Annotated in this window: 14 protein-coding genes and 1 pseudogene; 11 read left to right on the forward strand and 4 right to left on the reverse strand. The window is 43.6% G+C overall.

Translation table 11 applies throughout. The features are described from left to right. Positions 1 to 66: 66 nt before the first annotated feature. Positions 67 to 2,577 carry a phosphoenolpyruvate--protein phosphotransferase gene (gene ptsP / locus RXX31_RS19435; RefSeq protein ID WP_317591352.1) on the reverse strand — a complete coding sequence of 837 codons (2,511 nt, stop codon included), beginning with the start codon at positions 2,575 to 2,577 and terminating at the stop codon, positions 67 to 69. 435 nt (positions 2,578 to 3,012) lie between these two features. On the opposite strand from ptsP, the gene RXX31_RS19440 reads away from it, so the two are divergent. The 7 genes from RXX31_RS19440 to RXX31_RS19470 all read left to right on the forward strand — a co-directional run bounded on the left by RXX31_RS19440 (position 3,013) and on the right by RXX31_RS19470 (position 9,873). Next, positions 3,013 to 4,086, forward strand: a complete 1,074-nt coding sequence (locus RXX31_RS19440) for a PTS fructose transporter subunit EIIC (RefSeq protein WP_274056064.1) — start codon at positions 3,013 to 3,015, stop codon at positions 4,084 to 4,086. Between the two features lie 85 nt (positions 4,087 to 4,171). Beyond that, positions 4,172 to 4,495 carry a PTS fructose-like transporter subunit IIB gene (locus tag RXX31_RS19445; protein ID WP_317591353.1) on the forward strand — a complete coding sequence of 108 codons (324 nt, stop codon included), beginning with the start codon at positions 4,172 to 4,174 and terminating at the stop codon, positions 4,493 to 4,495. 190 nt (positions 4,496 to 4,685) lie between these two features. Then, complete coding sequence (locus tag RXX31_RS19450; RefSeq protein WP_317591355.1) at positions 4,686 to 6,986, forward strand: formate C-acetyltransferase; 2,301 nt, start codon at positions 4,686 to 4,688, stop codon at positions 6,984 to 6,986. Further along, entirely contained in the window at positions 6,952 to 7,830 is an 879-nt protein-coding gene (locus RXX31_RS19455; RefSeq protein ID WP_317591356.1) for a [formate-C-acetyltransferase]-activating enzyme, read from the forward strand. Before RXX31_RS19450 ends, RXX31_RS19455 begins: the two co-directional genes overlap by 35 nt. A gap of 2 nt (positions 7,831 to 7,832) precedes the next feature. Continuing rightward, positions 7,833 to 8,690 carry an SDR family oxidoreductase gene (locus RXX31_RS19460; RefSeq protein WP_317591357.1) on the forward strand — a complete coding sequence of 286 codons (858 nt, stop codon included), beginning with the start codon at positions 7,833 to 7,835 and terminating at the stop codon, positions 8,688 to 8,690. 49 nt (positions 8,691 to 8,739) lie between these two features. After that, positions 8,740 to 9,417: a fructose-6-phosphate aldolase gene (locus RXX31_RS19465; protein ID WP_317591358.1), complete on the forward strand. Its 678-nt coding sequence runs from the start codon at positions 8,740 to 8,742 to the stop codon at positions 9,415 to 9,417. Between the two features lie 120 nt (positions 9,418 to 9,537). Then, a complete protein-coding gene (locus RXX31_RS19470; RefSeq protein ID WP_411197990.1) occupies positions 9,538 to 9,873 on the forward strand; it encodes a PTS fructose transporter subunit IIB in 336 nt (111 codons plus the stop codon). Here the strand turns inward: RXX31_RS19470 and RXX31_RS19475 are convergent. After that, positions 9,870 to 10,739, reverse strand: coding sequence for an AraC family transcriptional regulator (locus RXX31_RS19475; RefSeq protein WP_317591359.1), 870 nt, complete (start codon positions 10,737 to 10,739; stop codon positions 9,870 to 9,872). The genes RXX31_RS19470 and RXX31_RS19475 overlap by 4 nt on opposite strands. Positions 10,740 to 10,985: 246 nt before the next feature. Between RXX31_RS19475 and RXX31_RS19480 the strand changes: the two genes are divergently transcribed. From RXX31_RS19480 to RXX31_RS19495, 3 genes and pseudogenes are all read left to right on the forward strand, one after another. Then, positions 10,986 to 11,753, forward strand: a complete 768-nt coding sequence (locus tag RXX31_RS19480) for a phytanoyl-CoA dioxygenase family protein (RefSeq protein ID WP_317591360.1) — start codon at positions 10,986 to 10,988, stop codon at positions 11,751 to 11,753. 317 nt (positions 11,754 to 12,070) lie between these two features. Next, a complete protein-coding gene (manA, locus tag RXX31_RS19490) occupies positions 12,071 to 13,264 on the forward strand; it encodes a mannose-6-phosphate isomerase, class I (RefSeq protein ID WP_317591362.1) in 1,194 nt (397 codons plus the stop codon). A gap of 94 nt (positions 13,265 to 13,358) precedes the next feature. Next, positions 13,359 to 13,610 (forward strand): annotated as a pseudogene (locus tag RXX31_RS19495) (transposase); the annotation flags it as partial. 844 nt (positions 13,611 to 14,454) lie between these two features. On the opposite strand, the gene RXX31_RS19500 reads toward RXX31_RS19495, so the two are convergent. Both RXX31_RS19500 and RXX31_RS19505 read right to left on the reverse strand, forming a co-directional pair. After that, positions 14,455 to 14,742, reverse strand: coding sequence for a putative quinol monooxygenase (locus RXX31_RS19500; protein ID WP_317591363.1), 288 nt, complete (start codon positions 14,740 to 14,742; stop codon positions 14,455 to 14,457). A 100-nt stretch (positions 14,743 to 14,842) separates the two neighbouring features. Further along, a complete protein-coding gene (locus tag RXX31_RS19505; protein ID WP_317591364.1) occupies positions 14,843 to 15,163 on the reverse strand; it encodes a hypothetical protein in 321 nt (106 codons plus the stop codon). Between the two features lie 591 nt (positions 15,164 to 15,754). Between RXX31_RS19505 and RXX31_RS19510 the strand changes: the two genes are divergently transcribed. Further along, entirely contained in the window at positions 15,755 to 16,318 is a 564-nt protein-coding gene (locus RXX31_RS19510) for a TetR/AcrR family transcriptional regulator (RefSeq protein WP_317591365.1), read from the forward strand. The last annotated feature ends 171 nt before the right edge of the window (positions 16,319 to 16,489 follow it).

A 16,489-nucleotide genomic window follows, 5' to 3' on the forward strand; every position in this document is an offset into this window, starting at 1 on the left:
TGATCCTTATAAAAAAGGCTGTGACTCCGGAGAGCGCCACAGCCAAAAAATATAAGCGGGGGTAACTTATGCGAGCTCAAGCTCTTGTTTCAACAGTGCTTCTACTTGAGTATCACTGCTTGCAGTCATTAACTGCTCCCTAAAGTCTGCATGCATAATTTTGCGCGCAAGTTTAGAGAAAATCTTCATATGCTGGTCACCAGCAGCGTGTTTATTCAGAGTCAACATGATGATGAACTGTGCTTCTTCATCACCCCAAGCAATTGGTTTCGCTAAACGACACACGCTAATTGCCGACTGCTCAATATGCTCACTCTTGGTATGAGGAATAGCAAAACCAAACCCTAATCCAGTAGAGAACACATCCTCACGCGCCCACAAGTCGTCAGCCAATTTATTCGGGTAACGACAACGGCCAGTAATAAACAAGTTGTCGGCAAGTGTCTTAATCACTTCTTCTTTGCTACGCAGATCTCGATCAAGGCTGATGCAGTCTTTCGACACCATAGGCGCCTCGGTTTGAGTCATGCGGAACTGAGCAAGAACATGCTCGACTTCCTGAACAGTACGACACTCCATCGCGCGGTTAAGCAGTTGGCGACATTCACGACTATCAAGCTTAGAAATTCGCTCCTTAGTTGCTGCGATACTTGGCGCACTCATACTGATTTCATCCAAGCCTAAGCCGACCAATAGCGGCAGAACTGAACCTTTCGCACCTAGCTCACCACACAAGCCAATCCACTTACCATGGCGATGTACTTCACGTACTACGTGGTCAAGGGTGCGCAAGAATGCAGGGTTCAAGCTGTTATAGTTTTTGGCAACCTTAGCGTTGTCACGGTCAACCGCCATCAGGTACTGAGTCAGGTCGTTTGAACCAATTGAGAAGAAATCAATCTCTTCACAGCACTGATCGATGATGAAAGCAACTGAAGGAACTTCAAGCATTATGCCTAGTGGCACACGCTCGGCAAAAGGTACTTCTTCCTTGCGCAGCTCTTGGCGCACTTCTGCTAGTACATCTTTCACCCAAAGGATCTCTTCCATTGATGAGATCATTGGAATCATAATCTTCAAGTTACCGTGAGCCGAAGCGCGTAAGATGGCACGCAGTTGAGTTTTGAACATCTCAATAAACTCAGGGTAGATACGAACCGCACGGTAGCCTAAGAATGGGTTGTTTTCAGCTGGGATATTGAGGTAATCCACTGGCTTATCGCCACCAATATCAATGGTACGGATAATGATAGATTTGCCATTCGCCGCTTCACAAGCCTGACAGAATATGTTGTACAGTTCGTTCTCATCTGGCGCAGATGTTCTGTCCATATAGAGCATTTCAGTACGGAACAGACCTACCGCTTCCGCCCCGTGAGCAAAGGCTTGTGGCGCTTCCACTGAGTGAGCAATGTTCGCTGCTACTTCTAACACTTTGCCATCGGCAGTTGTCGCTGCTAGGTCGCGGTATTTTGCTTGGCGTGTAGCCACAATCTCTTTTACTTTTTGCTCTTGAGCATAGTAACGCTCTACAGGTTCAGTAATATCTGTCACTACCGCACCTAAGTGACCATCCACAATCACCTGCTTACCCATAAACTCACTTAACTTAGCCGCATCTAAACCAACAATCGTCGGGATAGCGAAAGAGCGCGCCAAGATGACAGTGTGCGAAGTGCTACCGCCATGAGATAGAATCAACCCTTTAAGAAGAGATTTGTCTAGCTCAAGGAACTGACTTGGCGTTAGATCATCAGCCAGACATACCGTTGGCTCATTCAGTTGAGTTTGACTAGCAAATCGTTCATCGCCATAGATGCTTTGCAGTAGTTGATAACAAACATCGCGGATGTCTAACTCACGCTCACGCATGTAGCTGCTAGACGAGTTCTTCATCATCTCGCCAAAGTGTTTTGCTGTTGCGATGATAGCATCTGCACAACTTTGACCTTCACTCAAGTTACCTGTGATGGTTTGCTGAAACTCTTTGTCTTTAGCGATTGAAAGGTGAGCTTTTAGCACTTCCCCTTCGGTATGTTCAGCGGCTTTGAGTTGAATTGAAATCGACTTAATCACTGACTCCAACCCATTTTGCATTTGCAGTTGCTCTTCACTGAGCGCTAACGCAGGTGGAAGATTGTCTAGACTGTCGAAGTTTACCGCACCCATAATAGTAAGGGTGCCGCGACCAATACCTTCGCTCACTGCACGGCCACGCTCGTGTGCCACTTCTAGATTTGAAAAGTTACGCGGTAGCGGTGCTAGTTCAGCATCGTCAGCACTCTCATTGTTATGCAACGGTGCGTCACAGTGTGGGAACTCATTAACGATGAACTGTTTAAGTTGGTTAATGGCAGACTCTTCATCTTGACCATCAATGGTAATTAAACACTCATCACCAAGAAGCGTATCAGTACCAATAAGAGAGAGAACGCTCTTTGCGTTACCACTCATACCTGTGCGTTTATTTTGCCAAGTAATGTCAGAAGAAAATTGATTACAAAGCACTTCGACATGACTCGCTGGGCGAGCGTGAACACCATTTGGTAGCTCACAAGAGAAAGAGAAAGTTTTCATTACATATTGTCCTTGTACTGCTAGGCGATAGGCCCGAGTTGATGTAACAACAATAACAAATCGTCGCACTCCAGCCATTGGACAAAAACACTAATTACTGGATTTTTGTATTGTCTAAAACTAAGTGTGAACGAAATCAAATTTACTATCTGTTTTGTGAACCAGAACACTTAAAGTGATAAAAAAACCAGAAACTAAAAACATAAACTGTTGTTTTTAAAAACCAAAAACTATAACAAGAGTATCTAGCGCTAATCTGGACAAAAATGTAGATGGAGATCAAACTTTGCCTCCACCCTAACAATTATCCAGTAAATAGCATAAAAATCCTCTAACTAGACAGCACAAATGCTCACTATATTAGATTCAAAGCCTGGGCAGCTATACCAACGTGAAACAGATTCTACAAAAACAATTTGACCCAAGGAGAGGTCTATGAACGATTTAATCACAATTTTGAAGGACACCAGAAGACATCTGATGACTGGCGTATCTCATATGATACCATTTGTGGTCGCTGGCGGTATCTTACTTGCTGCGTCAGTTATGATGTATGGTGAAGGTGCCGTTCCAGAGGAAGGGACATGGTTACACGACCTGTTCTTTATCGGCGTGGCCGGTTTCCAACTTATGGTACCAATCCTCGCCGCTTACATCGGTTACTCCATCGCAGACCGTTCAGCGCTAGCACCTTCTGCCATCGCCGCTTTTATTGGCGCTAACATGTACAACACTGGCTTCTTCGGTGCGATCTTCGCTGGTCTACTGGGTGGTATCGTCGTCTTCTACTTGAAGAAGATAAAAGTACCCGCGTTTGCTCGCTCTATAATGCCTATTTTTGTTATTCCAATCATAGGTACCTTCATCACTGCAGGGGCAATTGTATGGGGTATTGGTGAGCCTATTGGTGCAGCAACAGCCTCGCTAACTGACTTCCTGAAAAGTATGCAAAACGAAAGCATCGTGGTACTCGCTATCATCATGGGCTGTATGATTGCCTTCGACATGGGCGGTCCCGTGAACAAGGTAGCTTACGCTTTCGTTATCCTATGTGTCGGTGAAGGCATCTACAATGTAGCGGGCATCTCTTCTGTTGCAGTGGCGGTTCCATCTCTCGGTATGGGGCTAGCAACCTTTTTCAACAAAAAACTGTACGATTCAAGTGAACAAGAGGCCGGCCGCGCATCAATCTTAATGGGTACTATGGGTATCACTGAAGGTGCAATCCCATTCGCGGCAGGTGACCCACTACGCGTTATCCCATCTGTTATGGTCGGCACAGCGGCTGGCGCTGTAATTGCAGCAGTAATTGGTGTTGAAAGCTACGCAGCTTGGGCAGGGTTGATTGTTCTGCCAGTTGTTGATGGCCGCATCGGGTTCATCGTAGCACTAGCAGTTGGCTCAATCGTCACAGCTCTAATGGTTAACTTCCTAAAGGCACGTCGCCCAGTGCGTGAAGAGACAAACGAAGAATCTGACGACTTAGACCTAGATATTAAAATCGGTTAATCACTAAAACCTATCAAGATTTGCAAGGCGCACTCTCTAATACTTAACGCCTTGCTCTCGAGACTCAAAGTTAAGGAACTAAATTATGACTAGTATCGTAGCAGTAACAGCGTGCCCATCAGGTGTAGCGCATACGTACATGGCAGCTGAAGCGATCGACGCCGCAGCAAAAGCAAAAGGCTGGACATGTGAAGTGGAAACTCAGGGCTCAATCGGCACCGAAAATGAGCTGACGGCTGCAGCAATTGAAGCCGCTGACATCGTTATCCTAACCAAAGACATCGATATCAAAAATAGCGAACGTTTTGAAGGTAAAACTGTGGTTCGCATCGGTGTCAGCGATGCGGTTAAGCGAGCAGCAGCATTAATGAATAAGATTGAAGCGCATCTAGCAAACGTAACTGCTTAAGATAGCATTAAAAGCAACTTCCTCTATAGACTCGCTCCCCTCCAGCTTGGAGGGGACGTCTAAAACCCCATGAGTAGTGATACCAAAGTGACCGTCGCTGAGAAATCCGCATCCGGTGACTTAGTCATAGATATTCAAAAACTCAAAACGCTCAACAACTGTATTACTGGTAATGCAAGGAGCCACGTAAATGAGCACCCCAAGAATTGAACGCCTCAAGTCAGCACTGTTTGAATCACAACGTGAAATCTCACTTGAACGCGCATTACTTTACACAGAAAGCCATAAAACGACAGTAGGTGAACACACGCTTATTCGTCGTGCAAAAGCCACCGCTTATGTTCTCGACAATGTCGACATTTCTATTCGCGAAGATGAGCTAATAGCCGGTAACCGCACAGTGAAAGCTCGTTCGGGTATTGCCTCTCCAGAGATGGACCCATACTGGATTGAGAAAGAGCTAGATATCTTCGCTACCCGGCCTCAAGATAAGTTTTTTATCTCAGAGCAAGATAAAGTCGTTTACCGTGACAAGCTACTGGCTTACTGGTCAGAACGCTCGATGAAAGACTTTATCAACGCGCAAATCCCATCCGAAGTCAAAGATGCCGTGGCGCAGAAGATCTTTAGCGTCAATCAGACAGATAAAGGCCAAGGCCATATCATCATCGACTTTGATCGTTTGCTAGAGAACGGCTTAGGTTCATTATTAGATGAAATGCAGGGCCTAGCGCTAAGCAACCCAGACAATGAGTTCTATCAATCTGTCGTGCTATTGCTAGAAGCTTCAATCCGTCATATCTACCGCTACGCTGATCTCGCACAGAAGATGGCAGATGAGTGTGATGACGCGAAGCGCAAGGCAGAACTGGCCAAGATCGCTAACATTTCGCAGAAAATCGCCATCAGTAAACCGCAAGGTTTCTACGAGGCGTGCCAGCTATTTTGGTACATGAACATTGTTCTGCAATACGAATCTAATGCTAGTTCGCTGTCTCTAGGTCGCTTTGATCAATACATGATGCCGTTCTATCAAGCGTCTATTGATGCTGGCGAATCTCCTGCATTTTTGAGAGAGCTTTTAGAAAGTCTATGGATTAAAACCAATGATATAGTACTGCTGCGCTCTTCTGGCAGTGCTAAGTTCTTCGCGGGTTTCCCTACCGGTTACACCATTTTGCTTGGTGGGCTGACTGACACAGGTAAAAGTGCGGTTAACATCCTCTCTAGCCTATGTTTAGACGCGTATCAAAGTGTGCAGCTTCCACAGCCAAACCTTGGTGTACGCGTTAACGAATTCATTGATCGCGGCTTCTTAATGAAAACCGCTGAGACTATTCGCCTTGGTACGGGTATCCCACAGATCTTCAACGATGAGGTCGTAGTTCCAGCCTTCCTAAACCGTGGTGTTTCACTAGAAGACTCGCGTGATTACTCAGTGGTTGGTTGTGTTGAACTATCTATCCCAGGCAAGACTTACGGCCTGCATGACATTGCGATGTTCAACCTGCTCAAGGTGATGGAACTGACCATGCAACGCAATCAATTCAACCCAGACATCAGTTTTGATAGCTTGGTTGAGCAAATTCGCAATGACATCAAGCGCTATGTAAAACTGATGGTAGAAGGCTCGAACATCTGTGATATTGGCCACCGTGACTGGGCTCCAGTACCACTGTTGTCATCGTTTATTAGCGATTGTACCGAGAACGGAAAAGACATCACTTACGGCGGCGCTCGCTATAATTTCTCTGGTGTACAAGGTATCGGTATTGCCAACCTATCAGACTCACTACAGGCGTTAAAACGCTTTGTATTTGAAGAGCAGCGTCTGAGCTTTGCTGAGTTTATCGACGTGCTAAACGCCAACTTCGATGTTCCTGAAGGCGACAAAATTCGCACTCGCCTAATGAACAAATACGCAAAGTATGGTAACGATATTGACGAGGTCGACAACCTAGGTTCCGAGCTATTGCGCCTGTTCTGTAAAGAGGTAGAGAAATATGACAACCCTCGTGGCGGTCAGTTTACTCCAGGCTCTTACACCGTTTCAGCACACGTACCGCTAGGGGCTGTTGTTGGCGCTACTGCTGATGGCCGTTTAGCCGGTGAGCAACTTGCTGATGGTGGTCTTTCACCAATGCTAGGTAAAGATCAGCTTGGCCCTACAGCAGTACTGAAATCAGTAAGTAAGCTCGACAACTACCTACTTTCTAACGGCAGTCTGCTCAACGTTAAGTTCACTCCTGCAACCCTAGAAGGTCAATCAGGACTAAGCAAACTATCTGACTTCTTGCGCGCGTTTATGAAACTGAAACTGCAGCACGTTCAGTTCAACGTACTGAATGCAGAAACGCTTAAGAAAGCGCAGCAAAAACCAGAAGATTACGCAGGGCTGGTCGTTCGTGTTGCAGGCTACAGTGCGTTCTTTGTTGAATTATCCAAAGAGATTCAAGATGACATCATTCGCCGAACCGCACATGAGCTGTAATTCAATGCCAAAAGATCATGCGAGCAGTGGCCGGATATTCAATATCCAGCGCTACTCGCTGCACGACGGTACTGGTATCCGTACCGTCGTGTTCTTTAAAGGCTGCCCATTAAGCTGTCCTTGGTGCGCGAATCCTGAGTCGCGATCGCACCGCACGACTTACCTCCGCCGAGAATCCAAGTGCATTGATTGTGATACCTGTGATATGGATGTCGATGAGTGTCCTAGTGGCGCTTGGGAGCAAGTGGGAACAGAGATGACCTTAGATGAAGTTCTCGCAGAAGTAACCAAGGATGACGTGTTCTTCAACACCTCGAATGGCGGCATTACTTTATCAGGTGGTGAGGTGTTAACTCAGCCTAAGTTTGCTATTGAGTTACTCAGCAAATTGAAGTCGATGGGGTTCAGAACCGCGATTGAAACGTCGGGGCATGGCAACACCAAACAACTACTCAAAATAGGGAATTTGTGTGATGAAATACTGTTTGACTTTAAAATCATGGACCCGCAACGCGCCAAAACCGTAATTGGGATTAATCTGGAACTGGTTTTAGACAACTTCCGACAATTGGTAGAACAAGGGACTAACGTCATCCCTCGCCTACCTCTTATCCCAGGTTACACCTTGGACCTAATTAACACTGACCAGGTGCTCAACTTCTTGCACCCGTACAACCTCAGCGAAATTCATTTGCTGCCATTTCATCAATATGGCGCAAACAAATACCAAACCTTGGGGATGGAGTATCTACTCGAAGACGTTCCAGTTCCTAGTAAATCAGAGGTGGAAAGCATACGCCAGCATGTTACGGCACAAGGCTACCACGTCATCATAGGAGGATAATCATGACTAAGAAAATACTAATTACTGGCGCTAAAGGCTTCTTCGGCACTCGTTTTATCAACCGCTACGAAGGTGAGTTTGAAATCCTTGGGCTAGACGTTGAACAGCTAGATATTACAGACAACCAAGCGGTAGTTGCTACTTTTGCTGACTTCCAACCAGATTACGTCATTCACGCTGCGGCGATTGCGGTGACAGACTTCTGTAACAAGCATCCTGATGTTGCGCACAAGGTCAATGTTCAAGGCGCTATCAACGTAGCAAAGGCGTGTAAGGAACATGGCGCTAAGCTGGTGTTTATCTCCACGGAGCAGGTATTTAACGGCAACCCAGAGAAAGGCCCATACAGCGAGCTAGACCAACCAGTTCCAGATACCGTGTACGGCCAGAACAAACTTGAAGCTGAAAAAGAGCTAGCAAGTATTCTCGACGAGATGTGGGTACTGCGCTTTACTTGGCTATTTGGCCTTCCTGAACGCAACACGACCATCAACCCGAACGTGGTTTGGAACACGCTACAAGCATTGGTTAACGGACAAGTTATGCAAGAGCGTCGCAATGAATTCCGTGGCCTCACGTACGTGCATGAGCTTATCGAACAGTTCCCAAAAATCTTCACGATTCCTTACGGTACCTACCATACAGGCGCTCATAACCCGGCAAGCCGCTACGAGATTGCAGAGCATATTCTCACTGAGCTAGGTCAACAGGAACGCCTAAATGAACTGCTAGAAGCAGCGGATGCACCAAAAACACGCGACGTTCGCCTAGACACAAGTAAACTCGCCGACCAAGGGGTGGTGTTTACCGAGAGTAAAGATGCCCTTACCAAGTGCCTGAAAGAATTTAACTTTATTTAATTTTTTGGCTACACCTAAGCGTAGCCTACCCCAAATTAGGAGCAATACCATGATTTACATGCTAGATACTGCAGACCTTAACGCAATCCGCAAATCGGTAGATCTTTACCCACTGGCTGGCGTAACGACTAACCCATCAATAGTCGCTAAGGAGAACCGCCCTCTCAAAGAGATCCTATTGGATATCCGTGAGTGTATTGGTGAAGAGCGTATGCTACATGTCCAAGTGATGGGCAAAGACGCAGAGACAATGCTTGAAGAAGCAAAAGCTCTGAAAGCGTTTGATGACAACATCATCGTAAAAGTACCTGTGACTCCGCAAGGCATTAAAGCGATGAAGCTTATTAACTCAGAAGGCATCCGTATTACCGCGACGGCAATCCTTACTCCTCAGCAAGCGCTAATGGCAGCAGTGGCTGGCGCCGAGTTTCTAGCCCCTTATGTAAACCGTCTAGACAACATCTGTAGCAATGGCGTGAATGTCGCTGCTGAGATGGTGGCACTGATCGACACCTATAACTTGGATGCTAAGGTTCTCGGTGCATCATTTAAGAACGTTCAGCAAGTTCATCAATTATCTCTAGTAGGCGCACACTCAGTAACAATTGCACCAGACGTATTTGATCAACTGTTGGTTCATCCACTAACCGACTCTGGTATCGCTGGCTTTGTCTCCGATTGGGAAGGTGTTTATGGGAAAGATGCCACGGTGCTAGATGTACTATAGTGTGATCTAGTCCTTAGTTTTTGATCACTAGATAATAAAACACAAAAATTAAAACCAATCGCATGCCCAATGATATTACAATCGTTGGGCATTTCCATATAACTAGAAAAAGACCACATAATGAAGATCGTTGGAGTTACTGCGTGCATCAGTGGCGTAGCACACACCTACATGGCTGCCGAAGCACTAGAAAAAGCCTGTAAAAAAGCGGGATATAAAATCTCAGTTGAAACCCAAGGAGCACTGGGGAGCGAGAATCAACTTGATGAATCAGATATCGCAGGAGCCGATGTTGCGGTCATTATTGCGGATATCAACATTGAAGGCGCCGAGCGATTCAATCAGACGCGAATTGTGCGCTGCTCGATTGCGCACTTTTTGAAAAATAGCGTCGAAGTACTTCAAGCTATTGAAAAAATACGCAACGCGCCACCAAATGCAGAGCTTATTCTTTAATCAGATGACATTACACTTGAACTTAGATACTGCGCGCGATACTCCGATGGTGAGCGTGCAGTCTGGTTTCTAAAAACGCGACAAAAATAGTTACTATCCTTAAATCCGCAGCGATGCGCGACCTCCTTCACTTTCATATCGTATTCAATCAACAAGTATTTTGCTCGCTCTAAACGCACATGATTTAAGAACTCGTTGAACTTAAGTTGCCCCTCTTTCTGAAACAACTGAGACAAGTAATTCGGTGACACATAAAAATGCTGAGCAACGGATTCTCGCGTTAACGGCTCATGATAGTGCTGCTCAAGGTGCTCCCTCACCGCTTCAAATAGCGCATGACTTTTAGATGGCGTCTCAACAGGGCGTTCAATCAAATCGAGAATATGACTAAACAGCGAACCCACCAATAAGCGCTTAGTGCCTTGGCTTTCAGGCTGTTTGATCAACTCTTCGATGGCATTAAGAATAAACGTACCAATTCGCGGGCCGCGGCGAAGGACACTCTCCTTAATTGCAGAGTCAAACTGCTCGCCATCCCAACTGAGTAAACTCATACCAAAGCTTTGCTTACCCGCCATCACAGTAAGGGTAACGACAGGCTTGTTCCACACTGGCTTATTCCAACTTTCTGCAGGTAAATACAAGACACTACCCTGCTTTAGCGTGTATTGCGTATCCACGCCCATGCTATTGCCCACTTCCATATCCAACTCACCCACCAGTACCATTTCTACACGAGGAAAGTGAACCTGATAAGCCAAAGGCGGAGGTATGGGTAGATTTCCAGCAAAGTAGACATCACTGATCGCTTCAGTCTGGTTTGCATAATATTCAAGTGCTTCTAATAAATATGTTTTGTCTAGCATTGTTGATTATCTGTATGAGTTTTCACTACATCCAAATTTAGGATGGTTATTTCTTAGAGTAATGAAGTCATTTGCTTACAACAAGATATGCGAGCAATAACTATAAGGATATGTGCTAAATCACACTTTATTCAACAGTCAACAAATATCCAGCATTTCGAACGATTCCCCTACTTATAAATCGCACAATGTCCATTATTTTGGTTGGTGAAGTCAGCACTAAAATAATATTAAAAGGTACCCTCCATGACACAAATCGCTCAAACGCATTTAAATGCGCTCGGTGCAGATCTTGAATTATCTCCACAGATGATTCATGAGCTAGACACCCTAGGTTTCACCATTATCCACAATGTGGTCGATAAGGACTGGCTTGAAGAGATGCGGCGGACAATCGACATGCTTGTTGAACGTGAAGGCGACAATCTAGCCATCGAGCATCACCAAGAAGAAGGCGTCACTAGAGTCGCAAACCTTATCAATAAGGGAACAGTATGGGAAAAAGTATGGGCGCACCCTCTTGCACTGGCCGCTTGTAAACACATCTTTGGTGGTGCATTCAAAATATCGAGTCTCAACGCCCGAGAGGCACACCCAGACTGTGGCCACCAGCCCCTTCATGCAGACTGGAAAAAACCACGTCCAGACTTCCCTAAAGTTCACCTAGTGAACTCCATCTGGGCAATTGATGACCTAACCCGTGATAACGGTGCTCCGCGAATCATCCCAAGTACTCATCTGCGTCCAGAACTACCAGAAGAGGTTTTACATGACGTAGAAAGCGTACACCCTGACGAAGTCTATTTGGAATGCCCAGCTGGCAGCGTGATGATTTTCAACGCTCACACTTGGCATGGTGGTACCATCAACTATTCGGGAACGCGTCGTCGTGTACTTCATGGTTTGTACATTGACCGCGATGATACCGCACAACAAAACCAGCAAAAGTGGTTAACTGAACACACTGCAAGCCGCTTAACTCCAGCTCAAAAATGGTTGTTAGATGTAGAGTAAAAAAGCCAAACGTTAGCCGTTCAACTTGAATGGCTAACGTTTAAATAGAGAGACTTAGCATATCAATATATAAATTGAGCAACGTCATTCATAGCAATAAATGGGGGAACGCTACTTCTTTGCAAGAATTGTTCGATATTGACAACCCAGACATTCACCCCAGGCAGAATCGTGGATGGGCGCACACCCAAACGTATTTTTGCGTAAAGCCGAAACTCATGAACTGCTATCCGATGTAATAAATGAAGATAAAGTTCTATCATTGAGAAACGCAACTCTCAAACTAGGTAAAACGTTAATCTAAAGAGGATTGCACTATGAATAATTTATTTTTTAAGCTTGAGAATACTATTCAAAACTATTCTTGGGGCAGTCGTGATGCGATTAAAGAACTTTTTGGTATAGAAAATCCTGACAACTTACCCCAAGCTGAAATTTGGATGGGCGCACACCCAAACGGATGTTCGCGTAAAGCCGAAACCCATGAATTGCTATCCGATGTAATAAACCAAAACAAAGTTCAATCGTTGGGAAACTATACAAAGGAAAGATTTGGCGAACTGCCTTTCTTGTTTAAAGTGTTGGCCGCAGAAATGCCACTCTCGGTCCAAGTTCACCCAAGCAAACGCAAAGCTGAAATGGGTTTTGCACGTGAAAATGAACAAGGTATTCCACTTAACGCGGCAAACCGTAATTACAAAGATCCAAACCATAAACCAGAGCTAGTTTATGCGCTGACCTTTTACAAAGCGATGAATGGTTTCAGACCAATAGAACAAATTTTAACTTTGTTTGAGAACGCTAATATTACAACGCTTAGAGCAGAAATCAGTACATTAAGAGCGTCTCCAAACAGTGACGGTCTCAAAGGCTTTTTTTCTGCAATTATGTCTCTGGAAGGTGAACGCAAGCAACAAGCGCTGGAAGAGCTTTACACGAGCATTGAGCACCCAGCAAAAACAGCCATGGCTCGTGAGGCTTATGGTTGTATTAAAGATTTTCGTCAGTACTATGCCGATGATATCGGTTTGTTTTCACCATTGATGCTAAACACCATTGAGCTTGAACCTGGTGAAGCTATGTTTTTGCATGCGGAAACACCACACGCCTATGTTCAAGGCACTGGCTTAGAGATTATGGCGAACTCAGATAACGTGCTACGCGCAGGCTTAACCACAAAGTACATAGATGTGCCAGAGCTGATTGAAAATACAACTTTTATACCCATTGAACCAGCACATATAAAACTTGAACCCATCCATAAAAACGGAAAACTAAGTTACCCAATTCCTGTTGATGATTTTGGATTTGAAGTTGTGCCTATCGCAAATCAAAACATCATACAATTCGTTCGCAGTCCAGAGATTCTATTTTGTATTGAAGGAAACGTGACCATTTTCAACCAGCAGGATCAAATAAATCTAAAAGCAGGAGAATCCGTCTTTGTCAGCAGTCATTCCGTTAAGTATTTGTGCGAAGGAAACGGCACATTAGCTCGTGCATTTAACTAATACAAAGTACAATTGAACTGCAAAAACTAGGATGATCCGCACCATCAGTTTTGGACACCGAGTTAAGTGAGTACAATCACTAACGAGGTGAACCATGACCAATAAGAAGAAACGTATTATCCATTCTCCTGAATTTAAAGCCAAAGCCCTGAAGCTAGCAGAGAAAGTGGGAGTAGCTGCCGCAGCAAGACAGCTTTCTTTACATGAATCCCAAATCTACGGGTGGCGGAAGAACTCGAAGAAAGACACCAATACTAGTCAGCGAGAGCAAGAGCTAGCCGCAGAGGTTGCCAAGCTCAAAATGCAGTTGGCCAAGCAAGCAGAAGAGCTAGAAATTGTAAAAAAATGTATGGTCTGCTCCGTTTTTGCAAGTAAAAGCTCGCAGTCAGAATACGTTTGCGTCAATGTATTCGGCCTGTTTGTGAACCATTTAGTGTTCTGGCCTTGATGGGATCCGCACGTTGTTGTCCTAATAAAGCGCTCAGTCATAAAAGACTGCTTTTTTAGCCAGGCTTCAACATCGTGGGTTTAACGCTTCTGTCATCAGCTTGTTTCTCGCAAAATCTATAGAAAATATAATTCGTTATATGCTATTTTGCAGCCGAAGTAGGATAATGTTGATACTCCTGACCCGAGGTTAATATCTTCCAACAAATCCTCATTATCTTGTTAGCCAAGGCAATTAAAATAACATGGTGATGATGTGTCGCCTCTAACTTGGCTATCCACTGCCCGAGTGCAGATTTGTCTCGCTTCATATGTATCTTTAATGCTTTAGCCCCTTGTATCAACTGACGACGTAGATAAACGTTACCTCTTTACTTATACCTTTGTTTCAGAAACATCAAACTGGATACCATTCATTGAACGAGCTAGGACAAAAAACACTTCAAAAGTTATCATTGCAGCGAATGCTGCGTTGGAGATTACGCAAGTCATGATATGAGTGCGACTCATGCAGAACATCAACATCCACAAAGATATACTCGTAAAAAATAGTATGCCGCTGTACTGAGCAAGCAGAAATTGGACAATCATAGCTAAACAACTCCCCACCAGCGTGCCAATAGTACGTCCCCAGCCGATTGCACTTTACCCCATTCCAGCACAAAGGGAACAGAAAGACTAAATAATTTAGACTTTTAACATTTACTTGTACCGTCCTAAATAAGGTTTAAAATTTATTCTTTCTAAAAAGAATTGAGAAGTGATGCATCTTTATACAAGTCAACGTTATCCAACCATTTTTTGGATATTTCACCAAATTGCAAAAAGTGTGGCAAAGACTCATGTTCATTCAATGCTTCAATAGATTCCCATTCCTCAATTATAAAAAATGTCACCTCATCTGCTTTAAACGCTTCGTATCTTATTGCTCCTAGTTCTTTATTACTCTCAGTAACCAGTTTTTTTAGGGCATCAGAAAACTCACTCACGCTTTCCTGTTTTACAACCAATTTAACTAATACATGAATCATTACATCACCAATTGAAAAAAAAGCCGGATAATCATATCCGGCAAAAAGACACAACATTAAAACAAATGGACAGTGGTTCTCATTTTTATGACTTGAGATGTCATTTACTGTTTGAGTGGTCGCCTAATAGATGAATTGAATTTGACGCCACCGGCACTCCGGATTCAATAGCCTCCACTCGGACAAAACGACTAGAACGAAATGTTTTGGGAATGAACACTTCACCATTTTGATCAGTAACAAAAGTTTTGATATGGATATTGGTATTAGCTACTTGAATTTCGAGTCCCGAAACTGGCTTTCTATTTTCTTTAGCTTGAACAAAAATGCCATTTATTGATTCAGTAAGATCTAGATCAATTTGTGCAAAAGCATTTACCGAGGTAAACAGCAACGCTGATAACGCAATATGTTTCAACATATATATACCTTAAGAATCGTCACATAAATGAAACTAAACCGTTTAGCTTTATTTATACTATAATTGAGTTCTATCTTTGCCAATAACCTAAAAACCAACAATTTTACAATTAAACGAAACTGTTTTGTTTAGTCAATCTTACTCAGTCTTGATAAGACGGTCAAGACTTCGAAACACTTTAGTTTCGATTATCATATTCTATATTCTTATAAGGAATGATTACTCTGCGCATGAAGTACCAAAGAGGTGAAAAATAACAAACCAGACTCATACGCTTTAAAGTAAGCTTTACATGACTCAATGCTTTCTCAAAGCGAGAAAATTATCGAGAACATACAAAGACTAAAGCAATAAAGAAACTAGCTTTTTCTGATTTTTTACCATTTATCTACTAAAGAGTTTGTAGTGAACAACCTATCTATCGACAACATTTCACGACAAAAAAGAGTTACAAGAAAGCCTCTTTCTTCGATTGCAATAACGGCCCTACAACTCCTCTAGCACAATTTTACTAAAATGGGGACTAGCTATCTTTCGATACGACGTAGTTTCGTTTATGATAGGTTCGATCGATATGATTGGAGGTGTCAAATGAAGAGAAAAGAAATTAACAGGCAAAAGGCTATTGATTCTACGTTGGCTTTATGTCTTAAACATAGCTTTCATGGAACAAGTATTGATGCAATTACCGCCGCTACAGGCATGTCAAAAGCGACGATTTACCGCCATTTTCAATCTAAAGAGCAGCTAATTGAAGAAGCATTGGATTTTTATAGAAAAGAATCATTACAAGCTCTATCCGCGATGTACAACAGTTCCGATTTAACTCTCGATGAGAAACTGTCCTCCCCTTTTGCTATGTTAAAGAATGCATATAATAAAGAGACATTCATGGGATGCTGCATACAAAAAGCATCAAACGAATATAGTAACGACGATGAACCATCTATCTCAAAGGTTTGTACTTCTTTCAAAAAGGAACGTATACATTTAGTCGAAACACTTCTAGAGCAAAATAATATCGCTCATGCGAAAGAGAAAGCGTTGAAAGGTGACATAATTCTGAGCGGATTGCTTTCTAACCTACAAATTAATTTTGACGCAGAACTGATTGACATGGCACATTCTATGTACATTAATATCATGAAAATTTGATGGCATTTCCTACACCAACACTGAATCAGATTAATTTAAAAACCAGTGTTGATTTTATTCTTGATGATATACTTCAAAACTTATCTCGATAATATGACCTCGACATTATTGTCACTCGCTGACCATGAGTCTTCGCACTTTTGTCTAACAACTTAAATCTGTATATAGATG

This window comes from Vibrio sp. EA2, assembly GCF_033042495.1.
Lineage (GTDB): Bacteria > Pseudomonadota > Gammaproteobacteria > Enterobacterales > Vibrionaceae > Vibrio.

Bases quoted from the DNA above. Each gene is read 5' to 3' on its own strand.
- ptsP (WP_317591352.1), bottom strand. From the start codon at position 2,577: ATGAAAACTTTCTCTTTCTCTTGTGAGCTACCAAATGGTGTTCACGCT.
- RXX31_RS19440 (WP_274056064.1), top strand. From the start codon at position 3,013: ATGAACGATTTAATCACAATTTTGAAGGACACCAGAAGACATCTGATG.
- RXX31_RS19445 (WP_317591353.1), top strand. From the start codon at position 4,172: ATGACTAGTATCGTAGCAGTAACAGCGTGCCCATCAGGTGTAGCGCAT.
- RXX31_RS19450 (WP_317591355.1), top strand. From the start codon at position 4,686: ATGAGCACCCCAAGAATTGAACGCCTCAAGTCAGCACTGTTTGAATCA.
- RXX31_RS19455 (WP_317591356.1), top strand. From the start codon at position 6,952: ATGACATCATTCGCCGAACCGCACATGAGCTGTAATTCAATGCCAAAA.
- RXX31_RS19460 (WP_317591357.1), top strand. From the start codon at position 7,833: ATGACTAAGAAAATACTAATTACTGGCGCTAAAGGCTTCTTCGGCACT.
- RXX31_RS19465 (WP_317591358.1), top strand. From the start codon at position 8,740: ATGATTTACATGCTAGATACTGCAGACCTTAACGCAATCCGCAAATCG.
- RXX31_RS19470 (WP_411197990.1), top strand. From the start codon at position 9,538: ATGAAGATCGTTGGAGTTACTGCGTGCATCAGTGGCGTAGCACACACC.
- RXX31_RS19475 (WP_317591359.1), bottom strand. From the start codon at position 10,739: ATGCTAGACAAAACATATTTATTAGAAGCACTTGAATATTATGCAAAC.
- RXX31_RS19480 (WP_317591360.1), top strand. From the start codon at position 10,986: ATGACACAAATCGCTCAAACGCATTTAAATGCGCTCGGTGCAGATCTT.
- manA (WP_317591362.1), top strand. From the start codon at position 12,071: ATGAATAATTTATTTTTTAAGCTTGAGAATACTATTCAAAACTATTCT.
- RXX31_RS19500 (WP_317591363.1), bottom strand. From the start codon at position 14,742: ATGATTCATGTATTAGTTAAATTGGTTGTAAAACAGGAAAGCGTGAGT.
- RXX31_RS19505 (WP_317591364.1), bottom strand. From the start codon at position 15,163: ATGTTGAAACATATTGCGTTATCAGCGTTGCTGTTTACCTCGGTAAAT.
- RXX31_RS19510 (WP_317591365.1), top strand. From the start codon at position 15,755: ATGAAGAGAAAAGAAATTAACAGGCAAAAGGCTATTGATTCTACGTTG.